The sequence below is a fragment of the Luteimonas sp. AC640a genome (assembly GCF_979256585.1).
This window is the reverse complement of sequence record NZ_CEEDOV010000007.1, coordinates 508,535-533,860: the sequence shown is the minus strand read 5'-3', so window position 1 is coordinate 533,860 and position 25,326 is coordinate 508,535. Positions and strand designations below refer to the sequence as shown.

Sequence of the window (25,326 nt, the reverse complement as noted above, 5' to 3'; positions counted from 1 at the left end):
CCGTCAGAACGCGAGCTGGAACCGGGCATTGAGCGTGGTGCCACGGTCCTCGCCCTGATAGGCGCCGCTGCGGTTGTCGGTTTCCCAGCGAATCGCGTCGAGCATGACCCGGCTGAAATCGTTGAGATACCAGTTCACGCCCACGGTCAGCGCATCGCCGGTGCCGCCCGTCGGCAGCTCGGCATAGTCGGCGTTCTCATAACGCGCCTTGATTTCCCAGGCGCCCGGGCCGCCCGCAGTGACAGGACGTGCGATCTTGACCCGGCTCCAGGTGCCGGTTTTCGTCGCGTACGACGGGCTCGCGCCGGACAGGAACCAGCCTGCCGAGAGCGCCCAGGCATCGTGGGTCACCCCGTAGCGGCCGCTGCCTCCAAGCCCCGAGACCTCGCGCGTGCCCCACTCGCCATAGCCCCAGAATGGGCCGCGCACGCCGAGCAGTTCGACGCCGTAACCGTGGCCGTGGGTGGCGCCGTTGAGCGTACCGGGCGCGATCTTCACCAGATCGTTGAGATGACCGGAAATCGCCGAGCTGCGGAACACGCCGGTGCTGTTGGGCGCGATGTCCTCATAGAAGCCCCAGGCGCCGAGATGCAGCAGGCCGCCCTCGCCCTTCACCGGATTCCAGTGCGCGCGGCCCGCGACGGTCATCGAATCGTTGCTGTCGCCGACGTTGTTGAGGTCGTTGCCGGCGACCGACAGGCTGCCGTGCCAGCTGTCGCCGTAGACGCGCTGGGTCAAGCCGACGCCGAAGAGGCCGCGCTGCGGCACGATCAGGGTGCCGACCACGTTGCGGTCCGGGAACGGTGTATTGCCTGTTCCGCTGGAGCCGTCGATGCCGCGGTCGTTGAGGCGGTTGCCGACGGTGAGCTCCGCCTCGCGCCCGAACAGCGTGTGGCCGAGGGTCACGTAAGCCGACTTCCAGGCCACGCCGTTGTCGGCGAAATCACCCTCGACCGCGTAGCCGAGATTGCCGTAGCTGCCTTCGAAGCCGAGACGCACCGAACGGATCTCGGTGCCGGTGATGTTGCGCGCGTCGAAATCCGAGCCGCGTGTGCTGGAGGTGTCGACGAAGACGCGGCCGCGCGGACGGAACGTGATCTGCCCGTCGTTGCTGGTGAACTGCGGCGCCCCCTTGGACCAGCTGACCGCCGGCGCCTTGGCCTGCGCGGCTTCGACCTTCGCGATGCGCTCGACGAGCGCAGGATCGGCAGCGGGGGCGGCCGGCGCCTGCGCAGTGACCGGCGGCGTGCCGGTTTCAAGCACGGACAGGCGCGCTTCGAGCTGGCGGATCTGTTCGGCCTGCTGGCGGACCAGGGCTTCCAGTTCAACGGGCGCGGTCTGCGCGAAGGCGGTGGACGAAGCGAGCAGCAGGCCGACGGCCAGTGCGGTGGGACGGGGGCGGAACAACATGCGCATCGTGATCTCCGGGCACGGCACGCCCTCGGTACAGGCGGCCGCAGACAGGCCCGCCGGGTGGCGACGGGCAAAAATTCGGTAGGAAGGCGCCGGTGCCGACGAGGTGGCACCGGCGCGGAAGCGCACCCGGACGTGGGGAACGGGTGTCGAAGACGTCCCGGCGCAGCGCGCGTCGGGACGTCGGCGGTCAGCTCGTGGCTTCGCGCGAGGCGTTGGGACGCCAGGTGATCAGGCGGTTCTCGGCGATGTCGAGGAAGAAATCGATGATCAACACGAAGCCCGCCAGGATGATGATGCCGGCGAACACACCGACCGCATTGAAGTTGCCTTCCGCCTGCGCGATCAGATAGCCCAGACCCGCGGACGCGCCGAGGTACTCACCGATGATCGCGCCGACCACCGCGAAGCCCACTGACGTGCGCAGCGAGGACAGGATCCAGCTCGCGGCTGCCGGGAAGTACACATGCCGCAACAGGTCACGACGGTTCGCGCCAAGGATGCGTGCATTCGCCAGCACCACCGGGTTCACCTCGCGCACGCCCTGCATCGCGTTGAAGAACGTGATGAAGAACACCAGCGTCACTGCCAGCGCGACCTTCGACCACAGACCCAGGCCCAGCCACAACACGAAGATCGGTGCCAGCACGACACGTGGAATCGCGTTGAATCCCTTGATGAAGGGATCGAGGATCCGCGCCGACCGCGGACTCAGACCCAGCCAGACACCGCCGGTGACGCCGAGCACGGTACCGATCACGTAACCCAGCACGGTTTCGGTCAGGGTGATGTAAACATGGTTGTAGAAACTGGTGTCCATCAGCCAGGTGACCATCTGCTGGACGATGTCCCACGGCGCCGGGAAGAAGAACGGATCGATGAGGCCGGCCGATACACCGGCCTGCCAGCCGCCGAACACAACGACGACGAGCATGATCTGGATGGCGCGGTCAGTCTTGGCGTGCATAGCTCTTCTCCACTTCGCCGCGCAGGCAGGCCCAGATATCGCGATAGAGGTCGGTGAACCGCTGGTCGAGCTTGATTTCCGCCACGTTGCGCGGCCGCTCGAGATCCACCTGGAAACTTTCGACCACCCGGCTTGACGGGCCGGACGACAGCACGACAACGCGGTCGCCGAGCGCGATCGCTTCCTCGAGGTCGTGGGTGATCAGGATCACCGCGCGGCGGTCTTCCTGCCACAGGCGCAGCAGTTCGTTCTGCATCAGATGCCGGGTGTGAATGTCGAGCGCCGAGAACGGCTCGTCCATCAGCATCACCTTCGGCTCGACGATCAGCGCCTGCGCCATCTGCACACGCTTGCGCTGGCCGCCCGACAACTGGTGCGGATAGCGGTGCTCGAAGCCCTTGAGGCCGACCTTCGCCAGCCAGGCGTTCGCCCGCTGCTCGCGTTCTTTCGTATCGACGCCACGGAAACGCAAGCCGAGTTCGACATTCTGGAACGCCGTTTTCCACGGCAGCAGCGCGTCCTGCTGGAACAGGTAGCCCACCGATTCCTGTACGCCGCTGACCGACGTGTCGTCGATGCGGATGCCACCCTTGGTCGGGTTCAGCAGGCCGGCGACGGCATTGAGGATGGTGCTCTTGCCACAGCCGGTCGGTCCGACGATGGCGACGAACTCGCCGTCGGCGACTTCGATATTGACGTCGCGTACCGCGGTGAAATCACCGAAGGACATCGTGACGTTGTCGACCGACACCATCGAACGCGACGGGGTCGACATCGGTATTTCATCCCGGATGCGGGCAACACTGGCGACAGCCATGGAACCTCCTTACTGCTTCGCGTCCGCGGCGACGCGGTCGACGAATACGTTGGTGTAGGTCTTCTCGAGGTCGATATCGGCATTGGCGACATCGGTGTTGAACTCGCGCAGCACGAGCAACGGCGTTTCCAGATCCTTCGGTTCGAAGCGGCCGTCGCGGGTGAAGATCGCGCGGGCCTGCTCGACCGCCTTGGCATAGGTTTCGCGGTCGCCGGAAATGTATTTGTCCGGTAGCGCGGCCACGACTTCCGCCGAGGTGTGATCGGCGATGAACTCCAGCGCCATGCGCTCGGCGCGGACGATCTTCTCGACCGCTTCAGGACGCGAATCGAGGAACGACTGCTGGGCATACATCACCGAGGTCGGATAGATGCCGCCGTAGACCGCACGCGCACCTTCGTCGCTGCGCGCATCGATGATGATCTTGCCGACGCCACGCTCGACGAGCAGCGTGCCCGCCGGGTCGTAGTTCACCAGCAGGTCGATCTTGTCTTGCTGCAGCGCTGCGACCGCCGCCGCGCCCGAGCCCACGCCGATGATCGAAATGTCGTCGACCGGAATATTGTTGCGCGCGAGATAATGCCGCACGAAGAAATCGGACGACGAACCCGGCGACGTGATGCCGACCTTCATCCCGCGGATCGACGCCGGATTGGCCGGGTCGAACGTGCTGTCGGGACGACCGGCCAGCACCAGCCCGGAGTTGCGCGACAGCAGCACGAACGCGACGACGTCCTTCTGCTTGGCCTGCATCTGGATGGTGTGGTCGTAGAAGCCGACCGCGACGTCGGTGGAGCCGGCGACGAGCGCCTGCAGCACCTTGGAACCGCCCTGGGCGAAGTTCTCGGTCTGGACGTTCAGGCCCACGTCTTCGAAGTAGCCGTTCGCATCGGCAATGAAGAACGGCAGGTTGTTGAGGTTGTATGAGCCGACGCTGATGCGTACAGACTCGCCTTCAGCGGATCCGCGGCTACCGCTGCAACCGGCAGCACAGACGATGGTCGCCGCGAGCACGGCGGTGATGAGACGCTTGTACATCGATCCCTCCCAGGATGTTGATTGCTTCGAACCGGGCAGACGCCCGGCTTTTTTTCAGTTCACGCAGCCGAACTCCATGGCGCTGCTGCGTTGCGCCGCGGGTCCGTGCTGGCGAAGACGCGGCCCTCGAACAGTCGCCGTGCGGTCCGCACGACGCTGGCGACAATCGGGGCATCCATTGCGGGTCTGTGCAGTGCCACATCCAGGCAACCGCTCGGGTGTTCCAGCCGCACGCTGCCGGGCAGCGAGAGGCTGCCGGCCATGCGCTGCGCCACCGTCCCCTCGGTGACGCACGCGGTCGAGATGCCGACCGCGCCGGTGATCGCCAGTGCGCTGTGGCACTGGTGGGGCATGAAATAGCGCACCTGCAGCGCGCCGCCCGCGCGGGGCGGCAGCAGCAGTACGGGCTTGGGAATGACGCGATCGGCCGCATCGGCGATGCCCATCCTGCGCCCGGCCTCGATACGGATCCGTTCCAGACGGACCAGCATCTCGGTGTTCGCGTTGAGTTCGGCCACCGACTCCGATCCGGTCACGCCCAGGGCCGCGCCCTCGAGCATCACCATCGGCATCGCGCAGTCGATACAACTCACTTCGACGCCATCGATCCATTCGCTGGCCTCGCCTGTGGGCAGCAGTTTGCCGGTCCGGGCGCCGGCGGCATCGAGGAAGGCCAGCGAGATCGGCGCCGCAGTGCCGGGCGCGCCCGCGATCGCGGTCTCGCCGCGGTAGTGCACGCAACCCTGCGGCGTCTCCACGGTGGCCAGGATCACCTTGCCGGTATTGACGTTGTGGATACGCACCTCGGTCCTGGGATCGCCGGCGGCGACCATGCCCGACTCGATCGCGAACGGGCCCACTGCAGCGAGCATGTTGCCGCAGTTGGGCGTGGTGTCGACCAGTTCGCGGTCCAGACGCACCTGCGCAAACAGATAGTCGATATCGGCATCAGGCCGGGTCGGCGGGCCGACGATGGCGACCTTGCTCGACAGCGCGTTGCCACCGCCGATGCCGTCGATCTGCAGCGGATGCCCCGCGCCCATGACCTCCAGCAGCAGGCGGTCCCGCTCGGCGGGATCCGCCGGCAGGTCCGACGCGCGGAAGAACGGCCCTTTCGAGCTGCCGCCACGCATCAGCACACAAGGAACGCTGTAGAGATCGTTGGACATAAGGGTCGCAGATTGATATGAATATCGAATCAATTGATCGATTCGTTCCGATACTGGCATGGCCGAAATTGATCTGTGAAATGCTGATTTCAGGAGAATTGATACGTTATGAGCATCAATTGCGAAATCCTCGACCTGCGTGCGTTCCTGCTGGTTGCCGAGACCCGCAGCTTCCATCGCGCCGCCGAGGCCCTGCATGTCTCGCAGCCCGCGCTGAGCCGACGCATTCAGAAATTGGAGAGCGCGGTGGGCGCCCCCCTGCTCGAACGCACCACGCGCAGCGTTGCGCCGACGGCCGTCGGGCAGAATCTGCTGCCGCTGGTGCGCCGGATGATCGAAGAGTTCGACGGCTCGCTGTTCGCCTCGCGCGGCGTCGATGACGGCCGTGGCAGCCAGGTCACGATCGCCTGCCTGCCGACGGCGGCGTTCTACTTCCTGCCGAGCGTCATCGCGCGCTTCCACGAAGACCATCCCAGCGTCCGCTTCCGCATCCTCGACATCCCGGCCACCGAAGGTCTGCAGGCGGTCGAACGCGGCGAGGTCGAGTTCGGCATCAACTTCATGGGCGCGTCCGATCCCGAGCTGGAATTCGACTCGCTGGTCGAGGACCCGTTCGTACTCGCCTGTCGCCGCGATCATCCGCTCGCGACCAAGCGCCGCGTGACCTGGAGCGACATTGCCCAGCACCCGCTGATCACCGTCCATCGCACCAGCGGCAACCGCACCCTGCTCGACGGCGCGCTCGCCCGCGAAAACCTCAAGCTCAGCTGGTTCTACGAGGTCACGCATCTGTCGACCTCACTCGGCCTGGTCGAAGCGGGCGTCGGCATTTCGGTGCTGCCACGGATGGCCACGCCGCAGCAGGAACACTCCATTCTGGTGACCCGAGAGATCGCGCCGCCCGTGGTGTCACGTACGATCGGCATCGTGCGCAGGCGTGGCGCGATGCTCTCGCCCGCTGCCGAGCGGTTCCTGCAGATGCTCAAGAGCACCTGGCAGACACCGTGAAGCGCACCCGACCGATGACATGCCCGCCACGCCGGCCTGTCTACACTGGCCGCCTCGAAGCGGTGACGCGCATCGACCGGGCGTCGCTCTGCACCATCCCGCAGTACCCCCGGATGCCCGCGCATCCACGCATGCCCGCCACGACCGGCTCGACCGCGTCACCGCCAGCAACCCGCGACAGGAGCTTCCGCATGACCGATACCTTTTCCACGCGCGCCGATCTCGAAGTCGGCGGCCGCCGTTACGCCTATTCCAGCCTCCCGGCGCTGGGCAAGCAGTTCGATATCGCCCGCCTGCCCTACGCGATGAAGATCCTGCTCGAGAACCTGCTGCGCCACGAGGACGGCGAGACCGTCGCCGCGCACCACATCGAAGCCGTGGCGAAGTGGGATCCGAAGGCCGAACCGGACACCGAGATCGCCTTCATGCCGGCGCGCGTCGTGCTGCAGGATTTCACCGGCGTGCCCTGCGTCGTCGACCTCGCCGCGATGCGTGATGCGGTGGTCCGTCTGGGCGGTCGCCCGGAGCAGATCAATCCCCTGATTCCGTCGGAGCTGGTGATCGACCACTCGGTGCAGGTCGATGTGTTCGGCCGCCCGGATGCGCTGGACCTCAACGGCAAGATCGAATTCCAGCGCAACAAGGAACGCTACGGCTTCCTGCGCTGGGGCCAGAAGGCCTTCGACAACTTCAAGGTCGTGCCGCCCAATACCGGCATCGTCCACCAGGTGAACCTGGAGCATCTCGCCCGCGTGGTGATGACCGCCGAGCGCGATGACGGCGTGCAGTGGGCGTATCCGGACACCGTGTTCGGTACCGACAGCCACACCACGATGATCAACGGCATCGGCGTGCTCGGCTGGGGCGTCGGCGGTATCGAAGCGGAGGCCGCGATGCTCGGCCAGCCGTCGTCGATGCTGATTCCGCAGGTCGTGGGCTTCAAGCTCACCGGCCGCATGCCGGAAGGCGCGACCGCGACCGACCTTGTACTGACCGTCACCGAGACGCTGCGCAAGCACGGCGTCGTCGGCAAGTTCGTTGAGTTCTTCGGCGAAGGCCTGCAGCACCTGCCGCTGGCCGACCGCGCGACGATCGGCAACATGGCGCCCGAGTACGGCGCGACCTGCGGCATCTTCCCGATCGACCAGGAATCGCTGAACTACCTGCGCCTGTCGGGCCGCAGCGAAGACCAGATCGCACTCGTCGAGGCGTATGCGAAGGCGCAGCAGCTGTGGCACGAACCCGGTGCGCCGGAAGCCGAGTACAGCAGCGTGCTGGAACTCGACATGGCCGACGTGCGCCCGTCGCTCGCTGGCCCGAAGCGTCCGCAGGACCGTGTGCTGCTGGAGAAGGTGCAGCAGAACTTTCGCGACAACGTGGGTCCGCTGGTCGCCAAGCGCACGCAGGCCGGCAGCGAAGATCCGCAGGTCGACCGGTTCGAGAAGGAAGGCGGCGACCAGCCGCAGGCCGAGCGCCTCGCCGCCAAGCCGGTCTCGAAGATCACGCTCGATGACGGCGAGCACGAACTGACCGATGGCTCGGTCGTCATCGCCGCGATCACGTCCTGCACCAACACTTCGAACCCGGCCGTGATGCTCGGCGCCGGCCTGCTGGCACGCAACGCCGCGGCCAAGGGTCTCAAGGCCGCGCCGTGGGTCAAGACCTCGCTCGGGCCGGGCTCGCTGGTGGTCACCGATTACCTGGAAAAGGCCGGTGTGCTCGATGATCTCGAGAAGCTCGGCTTCTACGTCGTCGGCTACGGCTGCACGACCTGCATCGGCAACTCCGGCCCGCTGCCGGACGCGGTGTCGAAGGGCATCGCCGAGAACGATCTCGCAGTGGCCGCCGTGTTGTCGGGCAACCGCAATTTCGAAGGCCGCATCCACGGCGAAGTGAAGATGAACTATCTCGCCTCGCCGCCGCTGGTGGTCGCCTATGCGATCGCCGGCACGGTCGACATCGATCTGACGCACGATCCGCTGGGCAAGGACCAGGACGGCAACCCGGTCTACCTGCGCGACATCTGGCCGACGAACAAAGAGATCGGTGACTTCATCGCCAAGACGATCGGACCGGAGATGTTCGCCAAGAACTACGCCGACGTGTTCAAGGGCGACACGCGCTGGAACACGATCGAATCGCCCGACGGCGATCTCTACGCGTGGGACGAGGCCTCCACCTACATCAAGAACCCGCCCTATTTCGATGGCATGACGATGGACGTCGGCAGCATCGACGATATCCACGGCGCGCGGATCATGGGCCTGTTCGGCGACTCGATCACGACCGACCACATCTCCCCGGCCGGCAACATCAAGGGCGATTCACCCGCGGGCCGTTTCCTGCAGGCACGCGGCGTGCAGCCGACCGACTTCAACAGCTACGGCTCGCGCCGCGGCAACGACGACGTCATGGTGCGCGGCACCTTCGCCAACATCCGCATCAAGAACCTGTTCTTCGGCGGCGAAGAAGGCGGCAACACGCTGTACTTCGGCGACGGCGAACCGGAGAAGCTGTCGATCTACGACGCGGCGCAGAAGTACAAGGCCGCCGGCGTGCCGCTGGTGGTGTTCGCCGGCAAGGAATACGGCACGGGTTCGTCGCGCGACTGGGCGGCCAAGGGCACCAACCTGCTGGGCGTGAAAGCCGTGATCGCCGAGAGCTTCGAGCGCATCCACCGCTCCAACCTCGTCGGCATGGGCGTGCTGCCATGCAGCTTCCGCAACGGCGACAACGCGCAGAGCCTGGGCCTCGACGGATCGGAGACGGTGGAACTGACCGGCCTCGCCAACGGCAAGTCGAAGACCGCGCAGATCGTCGCGAAACGCGCCGATGGCACCGAGATCCGTTTCGAAGTCGACGTGCTGCTGCTGACGCCGAAGGAAGTCGAGTACTTCCGCCATGGCGGTCTGCTGCATTACGTGCTGCGGCAGTTGGCGGCGAAGAAGGCGGTGTAATACCGCGTTCGCATGACCTGCTCCTTCCCCCGCACGCGGGGGAAGGCTGGGATGGGGGCAAAGCCACAGGTCGCGCCGGAGCGCGGCCGCAAAGCAGAAATGCTCTCTCGTTTTTTCGTATACGCAATCTGAGGGTTTGCCCTCCCAACCCTCCACCCGTAAAGGGCGCAATGCCCCGCGTTCGGGGGAGGGCTTAGAGCGATGGCGCGATGCGCGCGTTCTAACCTCGCCTCAACCCACCGGACAGCGCGGCAAACCGTCGCCCACGCTGCACTCCACACAGCACGGCGCGGTCTGCGGACGCGGCGTCGTCTGACCCGGCTGCAACACGTCCGGCACAGCCGGCATCGGCGCCGGTGCGACATAGAGCCCCGGCGAAGGCGACAGCGCAGCGAGCTCGTTGGCCGGCCGCAACTGCAGCAGCACCGCCCAGTCCTGCCGGTTCGCGTTGCAGGCCTGCGGCGCATCCGGGCTGCACGGCGGATCGTCCAGTCCGCGCTGCGCCAGCGCGGCGAATTGTCCGCCAGCGGTCAGCGGCATCAGCCGCATCGTCACGCCGTCGAGCACGTTGCCACCGACCAGCTGCGCCTGCCCACCCTCGGCACCGACGACGATGTCGCAATGCATACCGAGTCCGCCGTCCTCGCTGCTGAGCAGCGTGGCGAGACCGGCGAAACCGAATACGCGATTCGCCGCGCGCACGTAGCAGAGCATGTCGCCGCGCGCGGGGCGCGACGTCATCGGATCGGCGACGCGATAGGCGTTGGTCTCCGGGCTGCGATAGGCGTTGCGCACGTAGTCGACGTGGCTCGGTGATCCGCTGAAGCCCGGCAGCGTCGCGCGCCGCGCGACCCACGACACGAACGCCGCCGACCACGGCACGTCGACGAGAAAGCTGCGGCAGGCCGGAGATGGCTGATTGCTTGTCGGCGCGAACATGCAGTCGTAGGCGCCCGGACGATGCTGGAGTTGCGACAGCTGATCCGCGCCGCGCCAGTAACCCGCGACGCGGCGCCAGGCCTGTTCGCCATTGGTCAGCAGCGCGGTCTCGGCCTCGCGCACGGTCGAGCCGGCGTAGCGGCCTTCGACATCGATAAAGGGTCGATGCCAGAGCAGATGTTCTTCGCACGCAGCGGCGGCGAGCCGGGTCGCCGGATCAGGCGATGCGACCTGCGCGCGCAGCAGTGGACAGGGATCGGCCGCCAGCGCGGTAAACGGCGCGGACAGCAGCAGGCAGGCAAGCAGAAACAGGTAGCGCGTCGATCGCATCGGGGCATCCATTCCGCGCGGAACGCGCGGTCGCCGCCATCGTGCCCCACAGACACGTGAAGAGCGGGTCCGCTCGTGCGGTCAGCCCGCGCAGAACGCCGCGTAGTCGATGTAGCCGGGGAACGCGCGGCCCGGTGCGCAGACCGGGCAATCGGGATCGGGCGCCAGTCGCGTTTCCCGGAACTGCATGCGCAGCGCGTCGAACTGCAACAGACGGCCGGCCAGTGGCGCACCGATGCCGAGCAGCAGCTTCAATGCTTCGGTCGCCTGCAGCAGACCGACGACGCCCGGCAATACGCCGAGCACACCGACTTCCGAACAGTTCGGCGCAGCCTCGGCGGGCGGCGGTTCGGGAAACAGGCAGCGATAGCAGGGGCATGCGCCGCGCCGGCGGCCGGCATCAAAGACGCTGACCTGTCCGTCGAAGCGATGCACCGCGCCGTAGACCAGCGGCACGCCATGCAGCACGCACGCGTCGTTGAGCAGATAGCGCACGGGGAAATTGTCGGCACCGTCGAGTACGAGATCGACGCCGTCGAGCAGGCGATCCACGTTGTCGCTGGTCACGCGCTCGGCAATCGCTTCGATACGCGTGCGTGGATTGAGCGCGCCGAGCGTCGTCGCCGCCGATTGCACTTTCGGCTGGCCGATGCGGTCCTCGGCATGCAGGATCTGCCGCTGCAGATTGCTGCGGTCGACGACATCGTCGTCAGCAATCCGCAACGTGCCAACACCGGCCGCGGCGAGATAGTACGCGGCCGGCGAACCGAGGCCGCCGGCACCGATGACCAGCACCGTCGCCTCGGCGAGCCGCTGCTGGCCGGCGAGACCGATCTCGGGAAGTTTGAGATGCCGCGAATAACGCTCGTGGAAATCGAGGTCGACATCGCCATCCGGCAGCACCGTCGGCAAGCCGTCGGCCTGCCAGGCGCTGGTGCCGCCGGCGATCGATGCGATGTCGGTGTAGCCGAGCGCGGCCAGCATTTCCGCCGTCTGCAGGGAGCGGCGACCGCTCTGGCAGATCAGCAGCAGCGGTGCCTGCAGGTCCGGCGCATGGGCCAGCGGCGTGGCTTCGAGCGTCGCGCGCTCGACCCCGTCCGCGCCTTCGGCCATGCCGGTCACGCGCTCGTGCGCAGCGCGCACGTCGATCAGGCGCACGCCCTGTTGCTGGCGTTGCCGGGCCTGCGCCGGCGTGAGTTCCTGTATGGCCATAGCGCGATTATCGCGCGGACGCGGTGCGTGCGCGGGGAACGCTTCGGTTCGATCAGCAGCATCCGGCCGACGCCCGCGGACTGTGTGCTTCCCTTCCCCCTTTGGGGGAAGGTGCCCGGAGGGCGGATGAGGGCGCTTTTGGACGCTTTCCTATAGAGCCCCAACCCTCATCCGACGCGCTTTGCGCGTCGACCTCTCCCAGGGGGAGAGGTGCTCAGGCTCTGCAGCACGCAGAAGCCGGACGGGTCCTCATGCGTCAGGGAGTCCGGGCGCCCGCGAGTCCGCGCGGCCCTGACAGCGCAGCACTCAGTACGGCAACACATCCACCGGCGTGCCGCTCGCGTATTCGCGCGGGCCCGCATCGAGCACGATCAGCGCGTCCGAATCCGCGGCGGCCTGCATGCGGTGCGAACCGTCTGCCGGATTCGGTTCGACCCAGGAGATGCCGTCGTCGTCGATCCACCAGCGGCCGCGCAGCAGTTCGAGGCGTTCGTGCGTTTTGGTCCAGTCCGACGCCAGACGCGCGCGTCGCAGCGCCCGCGGCGCCCTGCCCTGCAGGCCGTCGACGAGACGACGACCGAGCGCGAGCCAGGTCGCGAGCACCGACACCGGATTGCCCGGCAGGCACAGGAATAGTGCGGGACCGAGCGTGTCGCCCTCGGCCAGCAACAGCGGCATACCGGGTTTCATCATCACCTTCCACACCCGAACGCGGCCGCGGCGCTGCAGCAGCTCGGGCAGCAGGTCCTTCTCGCCGGCGGACACGCCGCCGCAGGTCAACACCAGGTCGAAGGCTTCGCCGGCATGACGCAGCGCCGACGTCACCTGCGCGGCGTCATCGGGCAGCGTCGGAAACGCGACCGGCTCGAGACCTTCGGCGCGCAGCAACGCCATCAGCTGATCGCGGTTGGAGTTGTAGATCTGCCCGGGACCGAGCGACATGCCGGGTTCGACGAGTTCGTCGCCTGTGGCGAACACCGCGACGGTCGGACGCCGTACGACGTCGAGCTGCGCGAGCCCCTGCGAGGCAGCGAGACCGATGCGCGCCGGCGTCAGCGTGTCGCCCGCGTGCAGCAACAGATCGCCGACATTCGAATCCTCTCCGGCGCGGCGCACGTGCTGGCCAAGTCTCGGTGCGATTTTCACGACCACATCGTCGCCATCGAGCGCGGTGTTTTCCTTCATCACCACGGTGTCGGCGCCGGCCGGCAGCGGCGCGCCGGTGGTGATGCGCACGCAACTGCCCGCCTCGACCGTCAGCGCCGCATCGGGGCCAGCGAATTGCTCGCCCGTGAGACGCAACCGCGTCAGCGCGCCGTCAGCCGCGAGATCGGCATGACGCAGCGCGAAGCCGTCCATCGCCGAGTTGTCGAACGGCGGCTGCGGCAGCGTCGCGACCACATCGCGCGCCAGCACGTGGCCATGCGCGCGCGACAGCGAGACCGTCTGCGGCTGCAGGCGACGCTCTGCGGCGACGGCATCGACGATCGCGCAGGCCTCGTCAAACGACACGCGGAACGGGAACGTGGGCTCAGTCATGGGTGACTCCGGCCCGGACCAGATCGTCGGGCGTGTTGAGGTTGCCGAAGCGCACCTGCGCGAAGCGCAGCGTGCACATGCCGAGTGCGCGCTGCAGACCGCGCACGGAGAAGTCGTCGCCGGTCAGCGCGTCGGCAGCGGCCACGCGCAATGCGGCCACCGGCCACAGCGCGACCAGCGGCTGCAAGCCGTCGTCGTCCTCGGCGCTCGCGCCCGTATCGCCGGCGGCATCGATCAATCGGGACAGCACGGATGAATCGACATGCAGCGCGTCCACCGGCAGCGTGAACAGCCACGGCGTCGTGGCCGCGGCTGCGAGCGCGTCGAGTCCCGACAGGGGACCGGTATCAGGATGGCGATCGGGGATCGCGTCGATGTGTGCGTCCACATAGCGCGACAGATCGCGATTCGCACTGACCAGCACGCGCGACGCATGCGCGGCGAAACGGTCACGAAGGCGTTCGACCTGCGACACGCCCCCGCGCAGCAGCCAGGCCTTGTCCAGACCGCCGAGCCGCGTCGCACGGCCGCCGGCCAGCAGGCCGACGGTCAGCGTGTCGCGGGACGGCGGCGGGATCACTTGCGCTTGACGTGCCGGATCAGCCGCTTCTTCTTCGCCAGCTGGCGATCGTTGAGCACGTTCTTCTTGTCCTTGTAGGGGTTGTCGCCCTCGCGGAACAGGAAGCGCACCGGCGTGCCGACCAGCTTGAAGCGCTTGCGGAAGAAGTTCTCCAGATAGCGCTTATAGCTGTCTGGCAGCGTCCGCAGGCGGTTGCCGTGCACGATGATCGTGGGCGGATTCTCGCCACCCGGATGCGCATACCGCAGCTTCGGCGCGTGGCCGCGCACGACCGGCGGCGGATTGGTCTCGTAGGCGATCTCGAGCGCCTTGGTGACTTCCGAGGTGCCGAACTTGTAGTTGGCCGACGCGTGCGCGCGGTGGATCGCCTGGAACAGCTCGCGCAGACCCGAGCCGTGTTTGGCGCTGATGCGCACCGCTTCGGCCCACGGCACGAACGCGAGCTTGCGCGACAGCAGCGCTTCGGTCTGCTCGCGCTGGTAGTCAGTCAGGCCGTCCCACTTGTTGACCGCGACGACGAGCGCGCGGCCCGAATCGAGCACCGCGCCGAGCACGCTGGCGTCCTGGTCGGTCACACCCTCGCTGGCGTCGATCATCACCACCGAGACCTGCGAATGCTCGATCGCCTGCAGCGTCTTGATGATGGAGAACGTCTCGACCGCCTCGTCGACCTTCGACTTGCGGCGGATGCCGGCGGTGTCGACCAGCCGATACTTGCGACCATCGCGTTCGAGATCGACCTCGATCGAATCGCGCGTGGTACCGGCGACCTCGGAGGCGATCATCCGCTCCTCGCCGAGGATGCGGTTGACCAGCGTCGACTTGCCCACGTTCGGGCGGCCGACGAAGGTCACGCGGACGCGTTCGGGATCGCTGTCGAGCTGTTCGGACTGCCCGACTTCCGGCAGCCGTTCGAGGATCTCGTCGACCAGTTCGTCGATGCCATGCCGATGCGCGGATGAGATCGCATGCGTGTCGGAGAAACCGTAGCGTGAGAAATCCGCCTCTGCCGCGCGCGCGTCCAGTCCGTCGGTCTTGTTGATGACCAGGAATGTGGGTTTGTCGATCTTGCGCAGCCAGCGCAGGATCTCGTCGTCCAGCGCCGAGGCGCCTTCGCGGCCGTCGACGACGAACAGCACGAGATCGGCCTCGGCCGCGGCGGCGCGCGACTGCTTCGCAGTCGGGCCTGCCAGACCTTCGTGTTCGAGATGGATGCTCTCGCCGGCGATGCCGCCGGTGTCGACCAGCGCGAACGGCACGTCGGGATTGAGCCGGCACACGCCGTAATGGCGGTCACGGGTGACGCCCGGCTCGTCGTGGACGAGCGCGTCGCGGGTGCGGGTCAGCGCGTTGAACAGCGTCGACTTGCCGACGTTGGGGCGGCCCACGAGGGCGACGAGGGGAAGCATGCGGCGGATTCCGTTCGAATGGGTCTTGCGAGTCGCGCGGGCGTGGCCCGGAAGCACACGGCCCCGGGCAGGTGGCTGCCCGGGGCCGTCATTGTCGCACTTGCGGCGAAATTACTGGGCCAGGCGCCAGGCGGTCACATTGCCGTCGACGTTCTGGACCACCAGCACACCGTCGGCGACGACCAGCGCGCCGCGGATCGGATCACGGCCGGCGCGTTCGCGGGCGACGAATTCGCCGTCGTCGAGACGCATCCAGTGCAGGTAACCGTCCAGGTCTCCGACCACGGCGTAGTCGCCCTGGATCGCCGCACCGGTCAGGTTGCGACGCGCGAGCGCCGGCTGCTGCCACGCGGCGGTGCCGCTGAACTTGTCGAGCGCCCAGACGGTGCCGTTGGCATCGGTCACGACCACGCGCTGCGGCGACAGGCCCGGACGGTTCGCACCACCGTGCTCGCTGACCCACAGCGGACGGCCGCTCGGGCCTTCCAGCGCCATGGTGCGGTGACGGTAGCTGCTGGCGAACAGCACGGCATCGTCGAGCACCGGAGTGCCGTCGACGTCGGACATGCGCTCGAGCTCGGTACGACCGTCGGGCTGCGCCACGGCCTGTTCCCACAGCGTGCGGCCGTCGGACAGCGACAGCGCGGCAACCGTGCCATCGTCGTTGCCGACGAACACGAAGCCCGGGCCGAGCACTGGCGCATCGTTGCCGCGCACGGTCAGCGACGGCATCTCGCGCACCCAGAACCAGCGACGTTCACCGCTGGCGACATCGAACGCGGTGACGCGACCGTCGTTGGACCGCACCAGCACCACGCCCTGCCCGATCGCGGGCGCGGCGATGACTTCGTTGGAGACCTTGGCGGTCCAGCGCTCTGCACCCGTGGCCGCGTCGAGCGCCACCACTTCGCCGTCGAGCGTGCCGGCCACGACCAGACCTTCACCGACACCGGGACCGCCGCTCAGGCGCAGGTCGGAGTCGTATTTCCATACCGAAGCACCGGTCTGCAGATCGAATGCCCGCACACCGCCCTTGATCGCGGCGACGTAGACGCGGCCATCGGCGACCGCCGGGGACTGGCGCACGCCGAGACGGTCCTCACCCTTGCCGGCATTCGCCGACCACAGCCGCGAGACACTCAGCGTTTCGGTGATGTCGGTCAGCGGTGCGGGTTCGGACAGCGCCTTGGCCGCGGCCTTGTCGCTGTTGCCGAACCAGCCGCGCACGGTGCTGCAGCCGGTGACGGTCATCACGCAGAGCGCGATCGCCGCGATCCGCGCGAGGCGGGCCGGCGCAAGGGAAGACGCGGCGCGCGCGGTCTGGTCGGTCATCAGGATTCAACCTCGGGTTCGTCCGGCGTACCGCCGACTTCGGAAAGCTTGAGTTCGAGCAGGCCACGCTGTTGCGCGGCGCTGTCGAGCTGGCGCAGGGCCTGCGCGTAATCCGCGCGGGCCTGTTCGTTCTGCTTGAGTGCGAAATGCGCATCGCCGCGCGCTTCGAGAGACACGGCATCGTCGGCATCGGCGAGCAGCTTGACCGCATCTTCGCCGCGACCGGCATCGGTCAACAGACGCGCAAGACGCTGCTGCACCACTGCCGCCACGCCGGGTTCGGCGCCTTTGACAGACTCCAGTGTGGCGATCGCAGCGTCGCGATCGCCCTTGTCGACCTGCGCCTTGGCCAGTTGCAGGGCGGCCAGTTCGCTGTACGCGGTATCCGGCAGGCCGGCAACGGCCTGCGAGGCCTTGTCGAACTCGCCGGAACGGATGTCCAGCAGCGCGGTCTGGTAGGCCGCGTGCTGCTCGACCGCCTGCGCATGCGTGTGGTTCTTCCAGTACTGCCAACCACCGATAATCGCGGCGCCGACCACCAGGCCACCCACCAGCCCCAGAGCGTTATCGCGAAGCCAGGCCTTGACCCGCTCCCCCTGCTCGCGTTCGTCCAGCAACTCGTCAATCGCCATATGGTCTCTACGCCCGCTGTCGAAGGCGGGTCAAACGGATGAAAGAAGGATCGCGGGACCCCGCATCGATGCGGTGATCCGTCACCTGGTGCGGTCGCCCGGAATTACTCGGCAGCCGGCGCCAGCGCGCCGTCGGAGGATACCGTAAAGCGTGCCACGTTGGCCCGCTGGAACCGGGACAGATCCTGAACGTCCCCACCGCTCGACACTTCCACCGCAGTGGCATTGCCCAACTTGACGCGGGCGACGCTGCCCGCCTCGAAGCGGCGTTCCTGGCCAGCCTGCACCAGCGCCTGCTCGATCTGCGCGCCATCGGAACCGATCACCTCGATCCAGCTGTCGCCACTGAAGCGCATCACCAGATCAGCACCGGTCTGCGCTTCGGGTTCGGGCGCCGGCTGAACGGCCGCCGCACGCTTGGGTAGTGCGCCGAGCGACGCGGTCACCGGCGTCGGACGCGCAGACGGGGTGGCCTCTGCGGGACCCTGGATGTTGCCGTCCAGACCCAGCGACGCGGTTTCGACCGGACGGCTGTTGTCGACGTGCGAACGCGTCGCCACCCAGACCGGCACTGCGATCAGCGCGGTGATCACCACATACACCGCGCGGCCCATGGCCTTGTCGAGCATGCGCTGCATCGGCGGGGTGTAGGTGCGCGGAGTGAGTTCGGGCGGACGCACGTTCGCGTCCGAGACGCCGTCGGCCAGCGATTCGGGCAACTTCAGCAGGCGCAGGTAGCTGCGCAACTGGCCACGAATGAACACCGGCGCGCCGAGACGGGCCCACTCTTCGGCCTCAAGCGCTTCGATGACCCGAAGCTGCATCCGCAGCCGGGTGGCGACATCAGCGACCGTGAGGCCGGCCTCCATGCGCGCGACGCGCAGACGTTCTCCGACCCCAGGCGAAGACGCTGGCATGGTCTGGTTCGAAGAACTCATGGTGGACTGGCTTCCCTTGGCTGTAGGTTCGGCGCAGACGGAAACTCCGCCTGCAAGCGTCGCTGGTATCGGTCGGCGGCCCCTCTGTCGCCGAGCGCGGTTTCGATCTGCACCGCAAGTTGCAATGCTGCCGTACTTGCAGGGGCTGCGGCAAGCCGTCTTTGCGAAAAAGCCCGCGCGTCGAAGTAACGACGCTCGCCAGCGAGGTAACGCGACATCGCATCCAGTGCGACGACGTTCTCAGGATCGAGCTCCAGCGACGCCCGCAGATCGCGTTCGACACGCGCCGTGTCGCCGGCGCTCATCGCACAGGCGCCGGCATTGGCCAGCGCGCCGGACGGATCGGCGTAGGCGGGATCGCGCACCGCCGCGTCGAAATACGCCAGCGCATCGGTCGCCCGACCATTGCGGCACAGCCAGGTGCCGTAGTTGTTGAGATAGGCGCCCTGGTCCGGTGCGCGTTCGGCCGCGGCCTTGTAGTAACCACCAGCCTGGGCGCTGCGGCCCCGGCGATCCTCGATCACGGCGAGCAGCGTATTGGCATCCGCCGCGGTGCCCTCGCCCTTCAGCGCACCGCGCGCGGCGCTGGCCGCCGCGTCGAAATTGCCGGCTTCGAACTCGCGGGACGCGAGCGACAGCTGGCTGCGTGCCGCCTCACCGCGCCGAAAGTCCGCATTGCCGCGGGTTTCATATGTGCGCTGGTCCGGGCGGAAATTGCTTTTGCCGCTGGGCTTGACGAAATCGAGACGTGAACAGCCGGCCACCGCCAGCAGAAGAACAACGAAGCAGGCAGCCTCAGGCAGCCGCATCGACACCTGGACCGCCCTGCGCTTCGAGACGCTTGAGATGTTCGGCCTGGCGACGCGTGCGATCGGCGACCTGGCCCTTGAGCTGGCCGCAGGCCGCATCGATGTCGTCGCCGCGGGTGCGACGCACCGGCGCGATTCGGCCCGATTCGTTGAGCAGCTTCTGGAACCGGCGGATCACCGCATCGTCCGGGCGCTCGTAGCGCGTGCCCGGAAACGGATTGAACGGAATCAGATTGACCTTCGCCGCATCCTTCATCTGCATGCGATTGTCGAAATCACGCATCAGTCGAGCCAGTTCGCGCGCGTGCTGCGGCTGGTCGTTGACGTCCTTCATCAGCGTGTATTCGAACGTGATCGAGTCACCACGCTTGCGCTGCGCATACCGCGCGCAGGCTTCCATCAACTCGGCGATTGGATACTTCTTGTTGAGCGGGACCAGCTCGGTGCGCAACGCGTCGTTGGCCGCGTGCAGCGACACCGCCAGCGAGACATCGCTGACCTCGCCGAGCTTGTCGATCATCGGCACCATGCCGGCGGTCGACAGCGTGACCCGCTTGTTCGCCAGCCCGTAGCCCAGATCGTCGCGCATGATGCTCATCGCGCGGACGACGTTGTCGAAATTCATCAGCGGCTCGCCCATGCCCATCATCACGACATTGGTCAGGCGGCGCTGCTTGTGCGGCACGTTGCCCAGATGCTTCGCCGCCACCCAGACCTGGCCGATGATCTCGGCGGTCGACAGGTTGCGATTGAAGCCCTGGGTCGCGGTGGAACAGAACTGGCAATTGAGCGCGCAGCCGACCTGCGAGGACACGCACAGCGTGCCGCGCGACTTGTCCGGGATGTAGACGGTCTCGATCGCGTTCTTGCCATCCATCGCCAGCAGCCACTTGTGGGTGCCGTCGACGGAGGGCTTTTCGAACTGCACCTGCGGCACGAGGACTTCGGCATGCGCCTCGAGCTTGGCGCGCAGCGCTTTGCCCAGGTCGGTCATCTCGTTGAAGTCGGTGACGTACCGGTGGTGGATCCACTTCATGATCTGGTGGGCACGGAAGCGCTTCTCGCCGAGAGTCTCGGCGAAAAAGCGCTCCATACCCTCGCGGTCGAGGTCGAGCAGGTTCTGCTTGGCGACGGTGGCGTCGATGGCGACCTCGGTCACGATGGCATTACTCAGCGGGAAACGACTTCGTCGTTCTTGAAGAAGTACGCGATCTCGGTCTGCGCGTTCTCGACCGAATCCGAACCGTGGGCGGCGTTGGCATCGATGGAGTCGGCGAAGTCGGCGCGGATCGTGCCCGGCGCAGCGTCCTTCGGATTGGTGGCGCCCAGCAGGTCGCGGTGTGCGGCCACGGCGTTCTCGCCTTCCAGGGCCTGGATCATCACCGGGCCGGAGGTCATGAACTCGACCAGCGCGCCGAAGAACGGACGCTCCTTGTGCACGGCGTAGAAGCCCTCGGCTTCTTCACGGGTCAGCTGCTTGTACTTGGCGGCCACGATCTTCAGGCCGGCCTTTTCGAAGCGGGAATAGATCTCGCCGATGACGTTCTTGGCAACGGCATCGGGCTTGACGATGGAAAGAGTGCGCTCGAGCGCCATCTGGTGTTCTCCGGTCTGGAATGGGGCCGTCCACTCCGGAACGGCCGAGTCTACATGGAAAAACCCGCGCCGAAACGCGGGTTTAGCCAACATGGCTGCGGCAATTCTAACGTATCCGCTGCAACGGCGTCGCCCGCAGTCCGGTTGCCGGTCATTGACGCGTCAGGCGCTCGCCCCCCAGAATCCAAACAAGCGTTTGATCGAGGCACCCGTTGTCATGGCCAGTACCGCCCAGTTCTCCACCAAGGACAAGATCCTCGGCGCCGCCGAAGAACTGTTCGCGACCCACGGGTTCGCAGGCACGTCGCTGCGCCAAGTGACCAGCCGGGCGGATGTCAACATCGCGGCGGTCAATTACCACTTCGGTAGCAAGGAGAACCTCGTCAACGAGGTGTTCCGCCGCCGGATGGACCAGATGAGCGCGCAGCGCCTCGCCCAGCTGAAGCGTGCACTGGCAGAACAGACGGGCGAGATCGAGCCGATCATCGCCGCCTTCGTCGAGCCTGCGCTGGACATGGCCAGCGGTCGCGCCGGCAGTGGCGCGTTCGTCCGGGTGATCGCCCGGGCCTACGTAGAGAAGAACGATGCCCTGCGCAAGTTCCTCTCCGAGCAGTACGGGCATGTGCCGCGCGAGTTCGCAGGCGCCCTCGCCGTCTGCCTGCCGGATCTCGGCAAGGCCGAGCTCTACGGTCGCCTCGATTTCCTCGCCGGCGCGCTGACCTATGCGATGGCCGATTTCGGCCTGATCAAGCGTCCGCCGGGCACCACCGAACATGCGCACCGCACCCGGATCGCCGGCGAGCTGATCCGCTTCGCCGCGGCCGGGTTCCGCGCCTGACCACCAGCCCGGCTCGCGCCGGGTTTCTTTCGAAACAAAGGGATGGAGCAAATGTCTGAGAAATTGCTTGTACGTCGCGCCGCGGTTCTCGGCGCCGGTGTCATGGGCGCGCAGATCGCCGCGCACCTGACCAACGCCGGGATCGACACGGTCCTGTTCGACCTGCCGGCCAAGGAGGGCGACAAGGACGGCGTGGTGCGCAAGGCACTCGCAAACCTCGCCAAGCTGAGCCCGGCCCCGCTGAGCAGCAAGTCCCTGGCCGAGGCCATCGTCCCGGCGAATTACGAAACCGGCCTGGCCGAACTCGAGAGCTGCGACCTGATCATCGAGGCGATCGCCGAGAAGATGGACTGGAAGCAGGACCTTTACCGCAAGATCGCCCCGCACGTGCCGGCACACGCAGTGCTCGCCAGCAACACCTCGGGTCTTGGAATCAATGCCTTGGCCGACGTTCTTCCCGAAGAACTGCGTCATCGTTTCTGCGGCGTGCATTTCTTCAACCCGCCGCGCTACATGCATCTGGCCGAACTGATCCCGGCCAAGACCACCGACCAGTCTGTGCTCGAAGGCCTCGAAGCCTTCCTGGTGACCCAGCTCGGCAAGGGCGTGGTCTATGCCAAGGACACCCCGAACTTCATCGGCAACCGGATCGGCGTGTTCTCCATCCTGTCGACGATCCACCACACCCAGGAATCGAAGCTCGGCTTCGATGAAGTGGACGCGTTGACCGGCCCCCTGCTCGGCCGTCCGAAGTCGGCGACCTACCGCACCTCGGACGTCGTCGGTCTGGACACGATGTCGCACGTCATCAAGACGATGGCCGACACGCTGCCTGAGGATCCCTGGCACCAGTACTTCGCCTCGCCCAAGTGGCTGACGGCGCTGATCGACAAGGGCGCACTCGGCCAGAAGACCGGCGCCGGCATCTTCCGCAAGGCCGGCAAGGACATCCTGGTCCTCGATCTCGAGAAACAGGACTACCGCGCCTCCGACCGCAAGGCCGCCGACGAGGTGGTCGCGATCCTCAAGAACAAGGACCCGGCGCAGCGCATGGCGCAGCTCCGTGCCAGCGACCACCCGCAGGCCCAGTTCGTCTGGGCGATTCTGCGCGACCTGTTCCACTACAGCGCCGTGCATCTGGAAGACATCGCCGAGACTGCGCGCGACGTGGATCTGGCGATCCGCTGGGGCTACGGCTGGCAGCAGGGTCCGTTCGAACTGTGGCAGGCCGCCGACTGGAAGCAGGTTGCCGACTGGATTGCCGAGGACATCGTCGCCGGCAAGACCATGAGCAGCGCGCCGCTGCCCGACTGGGTGTTCGACGGCCGGGAGGGTGTGCACGCCGCCGAAGGCAGCTACAGCCCGTCCAAGAACGCCAAGTTGCCGCGCTCGGCGCTGCCGGTGTATCGCCGCCAGCGCTTCCCCGATCCGCTGCTGGGCGAGCGCTTCGAGCAGGGTGAGACGGTGTACGAGAACGACGGCATCCGGCTGTGGACGGACGGCGACGACATCGGCGTGATCAGCTTCAAGACCAAGATGCACACGGTCTCCGACCACGTGCTCGACGGCATCCAGGAAGCGATCGGCATCGCCGAGCAGAAGTTCAAGGGCGTGGTGATCTGGCAACCGAAGGAGCCGTTCTCGGCCGGTGCCGATCTCGCTGGCGCGCTGGGCCTGCTGCAGGCCGGCAAGGTCGACGCGTTCGAGGCGATGGTCGAGAACTTCCAGAAGACCAGCCAGCGCATCAAGTATTCGCTGGTGCCCGTGGTCGCGGCCGTCCGCGGTCTGGCGCTGGGCGGTGGCTGCGAGTTCCAGATGCACAGCGCGCGCACCGTGGCGCATCTCGAAAGCTACATCGGCCTGGTCGAGGCCGGCGTCGGCCTGCTGCCGGCCGGTGGCGGCCTGAAGGAGCTGGCGGTGCGTGCGTCGGAAGCCGCAGGCCCCAACGGCGACGTGTTCGCCGAGCTGAAGAAGACCTTCGAGACAATCGCCATGGCGAAGGTGTCGAACTCGGCGGTCAACGCGAAGGAACTCGGCCTGCTGCGCGCCGACGACATCGTGACCTTCAACGCGTTCGAACTGCTGCACGTCGCGCGTCAGCAGGCGTCCGCGCTCGCCGAAGCCGGCTACCGCCCGCCGCTGCCCGCACGCGCGATCCGCGTCGCGGGTGACGTGGGCATCGCCACGTTCAAGATGCTGCTGGTGAACATGCTCGAGGGCCGCTTCGTCAGCGAGTACGACTACGAGATCGCCGAGCGTATCGCCACCGTGCTGTGCGGCGGCGACGTGGACCGCAATGCGGTCGTCGACGAGGACTGGCTGATCCGTCTGGAGCGCAAGCACTTCGTCGAACTCGCCCAGCAGGACAAAACCCAGGCGCGCATCGGCCACATGCTCAAGACCGGCAAGCCGTTGCGGAACTGAACAAGCGCCGTGATTGGTGATTCGTCATTCGTGATTCGAAGAAGCGGCATTCCCGCTTTTTCGAATGACCAATCACCAATCCACGAATTACGAATTGCATACGCGTCAAGATTCCGGAGTTTCCAATGAGCAATCAGATCCAGGATGCCTACATCGTCGCCGTCACCCGCACTCCGGTTGGCAAGGCGCCGAAGGGCGTGTTCCGCAATACCCGTCCCGACGACATGCTGGCGCACGTGCTGAAAGCCGTCGTCGCGCAGGCGCCGGGCATCGACGTCAACCGCATCGACGACGCCGTGATCGGCTGTGCGATGCCGGAAGGCGAGCAAGGCATGAACGTGGCGCGCATCGGCGTGCTGCTGGCCGGCCTGCCCGATACCGTTGCCGCGCAGACCATCAACCGTTTCTGCTCCTCCGGCCTGCAGGCCGTCGCGCTGGCGGCGAACGAGATCCGTCTCGGCAACGCCGACCTGATGCTCGCCGGCGGCACCGAGTCGATGTCGATGGTGCCGATGATGGGCAACAAGGTCGCGCTGTCGCCCAGCGTGTTCAAGGACGACCACGTCGCCATCGCGTACGGCATGGGCATCACCGCCGAAAAGGTCGCCGAGGAATGGAAGATCTCGCGCGAGGACCAGGACGCGTTCGCCCTCGCCTCGCACCAGAAGGCGATCGCCGCGATCCAGGCAGGCGAGTTCAAGGACGAGATCAGCCCCTACGAAATCATCTCGCACCAGCCCGACCTCGCCGGCAACACGGTGCGTCTGCGCAAGCTGCTGGTCGACACCGATGAAGGCCCGCGTCAGGACTCGTCGATCGAGGGCCTGACCAAGCTGCGCCCCGTCTTCCGCAACGGCCAGTTCGGTGGTTCGGTGACGGCCGGCAACAGCTCGCAGATGAGCGACGGTGCCGCCGGCATCCTGCTCGCCTCGGGGCGCGCGGTACAGGATTACGGCCTCAAGCCGCTGGCGCGTTTCGTCAGCTTCGCCGTCGCCGGCGTGCGCCCGGAAGTGATGGGCATCGGCCCGATCGCGGCGATTCCCAAAGCGCTGGCCCAGGCCGGCCTCACGCTCGACGACATCGACTGGATCGAACTCAACGAAGCCTTCGCCGCGCAGGCGCTGGCGGTGATCCGCGATTGCAAGCTCGACCCGTCCAAGGTCAATCCGCTGGGCGGCGCGATCGCGCTGGGCCATCCGCTGGGCGCGACCGGTGCGATCCGCACCGCGACCATCGTCCACGGCATGCGCCGTCGCAAGAAGCGCTACGGTCTGGTGACCATGTGTATCGGCACGGGCATGGGCGCGGCGGGTGTGATCGAGGCGCTTTGAGCTTGTTGCTCCGGTAGGAGCGCGCTCGCGCGCGAATCGGCTTATCGG

21 protein-coding genes are annotated in these 25,326 nt (G+C 66.8%); 5 read left to right on the top strand and 16 right to left on the bottom strand.

All coding sequences use genetic code 11. The features are described from left to right. Positions 1–3: 3 nt before the first annotated feature. The 5 genes from ACZ9YD_RS06675 to ACZ9YD_RS06655 all read right to left on the bottom strand — a co-directional run bounded on the left by ACZ9YD_RS06675 (position 4) and on the right by ACZ9YD_RS06655 (position 5,602). The gene (locus ACZ9YD_RS06675; RefSeq protein ID WP_465074334.1) at positions 4–1,416 is read right to left on the bottom strand and encodes an OprO/OprP family phosphate-selective porin; all 1,413 of its coding nucleotides are present in this window, start codon (positions 1,414–1,416) and stop codon (positions 4–6) included. Between the two features lie 187 nt (positions 1,417–1,603). Beyond that, positions 1,604–2,380 carry an ABC transporter permease gene (locus ACZ9YD_RS06670; RefSeq protein ID WP_465074333.1) on the bottom strand — a complete coding sequence of 259 codons (777 nt, stop codon included), beginning with the start codon at positions 2,378–2,380 and terminating at the stop codon, positions 1,604–1,606. Next, positions 2,364–3,155, bottom strand: a complete 792-nt coding sequence (locus ACZ9YD_RS06665) for an ABC transporter ATP-binding protein (RefSeq protein WP_465074332.1) — start codon at positions 3,153–3,155, stop codon at positions 2,364–2,366. Before ACZ9YD_RS06665 ends, ACZ9YD_RS06670 begins: the two co-directional genes overlap by 17 nt. A 51-nt stretch (positions 3,156–3,206) precedes the next feature. Beyond that, positions 3,207–4,235, bottom strand: a complete 1,029-nt coding sequence (locus tag ACZ9YD_RS06660) for an ABC transporter substrate-binding protein (RefSeq protein ID WP_465074331.1) — start codon at positions 4,233–4,235, stop codon at positions 3,207–3,209. Positions 4,236–4,294: 59 nt separating this feature from the next. Further along, the gene (locus ACZ9YD_RS06655) at positions 4,295–5,602 is read right to left on the bottom strand and encodes a 4-oxalomesaconate tautomerase (protein WP_465074330.1); all 1,308 of its coding nucleotides are present in this window, start codon (positions 5,600–5,602) and stop codon (positions 4,295–4,297) included. Between ACZ9YD_RS06655 and ACZ9YD_RS06650 the strand changes: the two genes are divergently transcribed. Both ACZ9YD_RS06650 and acnA read left to right on the top strand, forming a co-directional pair. Further along, entirely contained in the window at positions 5,513–6,412 is a 900-nt protein-coding gene (locus ACZ9YD_RS06650) for a LysR substrate-binding domain-containing protein (RefSeq protein WP_465074329.1), read from the top strand. The two genes, ACZ9YD_RS06655 and ACZ9YD_RS06650, sit on opposite strands and share 90 nt — an antisense overlap. Before the next feature lie 14 nt (positions 6,413–6,426). Beyond that, positions 6,427–9,369 carry an aconitate hydratase AcnA gene (gene acnA, locus ACZ9YD_RS06645; protein WP_465074694.1) on the top strand — a complete coding sequence of 981 codons (2,943 nt, stop codon included), beginning with the start codon at positions 6,427–6,429 and terminating at the stop codon, positions 9,367–9,369. A gap of 231 nt (positions 9,370–9,600) precedes the next feature. Here the strand turns inward: acnA and ACZ9YD_RS06640 are convergent, their stop codons facing one another. The 11 genes from ACZ9YD_RS06640 to ndk form a co-directional block, all read right to left on the bottom strand. Continuing rightward, positions 9,601–10,638, bottom strand: coding sequence for a DUF2272 domain-containing protein (locus ACZ9YD_RS06640; RefSeq protein WP_465074328.1), 1,038 nt, complete (start codon positions 10,636–10,638; stop codon positions 9,601–9,603). 81 nt (positions 10,639–10,719) lie between these two features. Then, positions 10,720–11,850 (bottom strand): molybdopterin-synthase adenylyltransferase MoeB, encoded by a 1,131-nt coding sequence (gene moeB, locus ACZ9YD_RS06635; RefSeq protein ID WP_465074327.1) that lies wholly within the window; start codon positions 11,848–11,850, stop codon positions 10,720–10,722. Positions 11,851–12,156: 306 nt separating this feature from the next. Then, positions 12,157–13,389 carry a molybdopterin molybdotransferase MoeA gene (locus ACZ9YD_RS06630; protein ID WP_465074326.1) on the bottom strand — a complete coding sequence of 411 codons (1,233 nt, stop codon included), beginning with the start codon at positions 13,387–13,389 and terminating at the stop codon, positions 12,157–12,159. After that, positions 13,382–13,969, bottom strand: a complete 588-nt coding sequence (gene mobA / locus ACZ9YD_RS06625; protein ID WP_465074325.1) for a molybdenum cofactor guanylyltransferase — start codon at positions 13,967–13,969, stop codon at positions 13,382–13,384. Before mobA ends, ACZ9YD_RS06630 begins: the two co-directional genes overlap by 8 nt. After that, positions 13,966–15,378, bottom strand: a complete 1,413-nt coding sequence (der, locus tag ACZ9YD_RS06620) for a ribosome biogenesis GTPase Der (RefSeq protein WP_465074324.1) — start codon at positions 15,376–15,378, stop codon at positions 13,966–13,968. The genes mobA and der overlap by 4 nt, the downstream gene beginning before the upstream one ends. A 111-nt stretch (positions 15,379–15,489) precedes the next feature. Continuing rightward, entirely contained in the window at positions 15,490–16,710 is a 1,221-nt protein-coding gene (bamB, locus tag ACZ9YD_RS06615; protein WP_465074323.1) for an outer membrane protein assembly factor BamB, read from the bottom strand. Beyond that, entirely contained in the window at positions 16,710–17,342 is a 633-nt protein-coding gene (locus ACZ9YD_RS06610; RefSeq protein ID WP_465074322.1) for a YfgM family protein, read from the bottom strand. Before ACZ9YD_RS06610 ends, bamB begins: the two co-directional genes overlap by 1 nt. A 104-nt stretch (positions 17,343–17,446) precedes the next feature. Continuing rightward, positions 17,447–18,280: a RodZ domain-containing protein gene (locus ACZ9YD_RS06605; protein WP_465074321.1), complete on the bottom strand. Its 834-nt coding sequence runs from the start codon at positions 18,278–18,280 to the stop codon at positions 17,447–17,449. Next, positions 18,277–19,089 carry a type IV pilus biogenesis/stability protein PilW gene (pilW, locus tag ACZ9YD_RS06600; protein ID WP_465074320.1) on the bottom strand — a complete coding sequence of 271 codons (813 nt, stop codon included), beginning with the start codon at positions 19,087–19,089 and terminating at the stop codon, positions 18,277–18,279. The genes ACZ9YD_RS06605 and pilW overlap by 4 nt, the downstream gene beginning before the upstream one ends. Beyond that, the gene (gene rlmN / locus ACZ9YD_RS06595) at positions 19,076–20,251 is read right to left on the bottom strand and encodes a dual-specificity RNA methyltransferase RlmN (protein WP_465074693.1); all 1,176 of its coding nucleotides are present in this window, start codon (positions 20,249–20,251) and stop codon (positions 19,076–19,078) included. Before rlmN ends, pilW begins: the two co-directional genes overlap by 14 nt. Before the next feature lie 8 nt (positions 20,252–20,259). Then, the gene (gene ndk / locus ACZ9YD_RS06590; RefSeq protein ID WP_133392641.1) at positions 20,260–20,685 is read right to left on the bottom strand and encodes a nucleoside-diphosphate kinase; all 426 of its coding nucleotides are present in this window, start codon (positions 20,683–20,685) and stop codon (positions 20,260–20,262) included. Positions 20,686–20,902: 217 nt separating this feature from the next. On the opposite strand from ndk, the gene ACZ9YD_RS06585 reads away from it, so the two are divergent. From ACZ9YD_RS06585 to ACZ9YD_RS06575, 3 genes are all read left to right on the top strand, one after another. Then, the gene (locus tag ACZ9YD_RS06585; protein WP_465074319.1) at positions 20,903–21,523 is read left to right on the top strand and encodes a TetR/AcrR family transcriptional regulator; all 621 of its coding nucleotides are present in this window, start codon (positions 20,903–20,905) and stop codon (positions 21,521–21,523) included. A 51-nt stretch (positions 21,524–21,574) separates the two neighbouring features. Continuing rightward, positions 21,575–23,947: a 3-hydroxyacyl-CoA dehydrogenase/enoyl-CoA hydratase family protein gene (locus ACZ9YD_RS06580; RefSeq protein WP_465074318.1), complete on the top strand. Its 2,373-nt coding sequence runs from the start codon at positions 21,575–21,577 to the stop codon at positions 23,945–23,947. Positions 23,948–24,072: 125 nt separating this feature from the next. Next, positions 24,073–25,278: an acetyl-CoA C-acyltransferase gene (locus ACZ9YD_RS06575; RefSeq protein WP_465074317.1), complete on the top strand. Its 1,206-nt coding sequence runs from the start codon at positions 24,073–24,075 to the stop codon at positions 25,276–25,278. Positions 25,279–25,326: the final 48 nt, after the last annotated feature.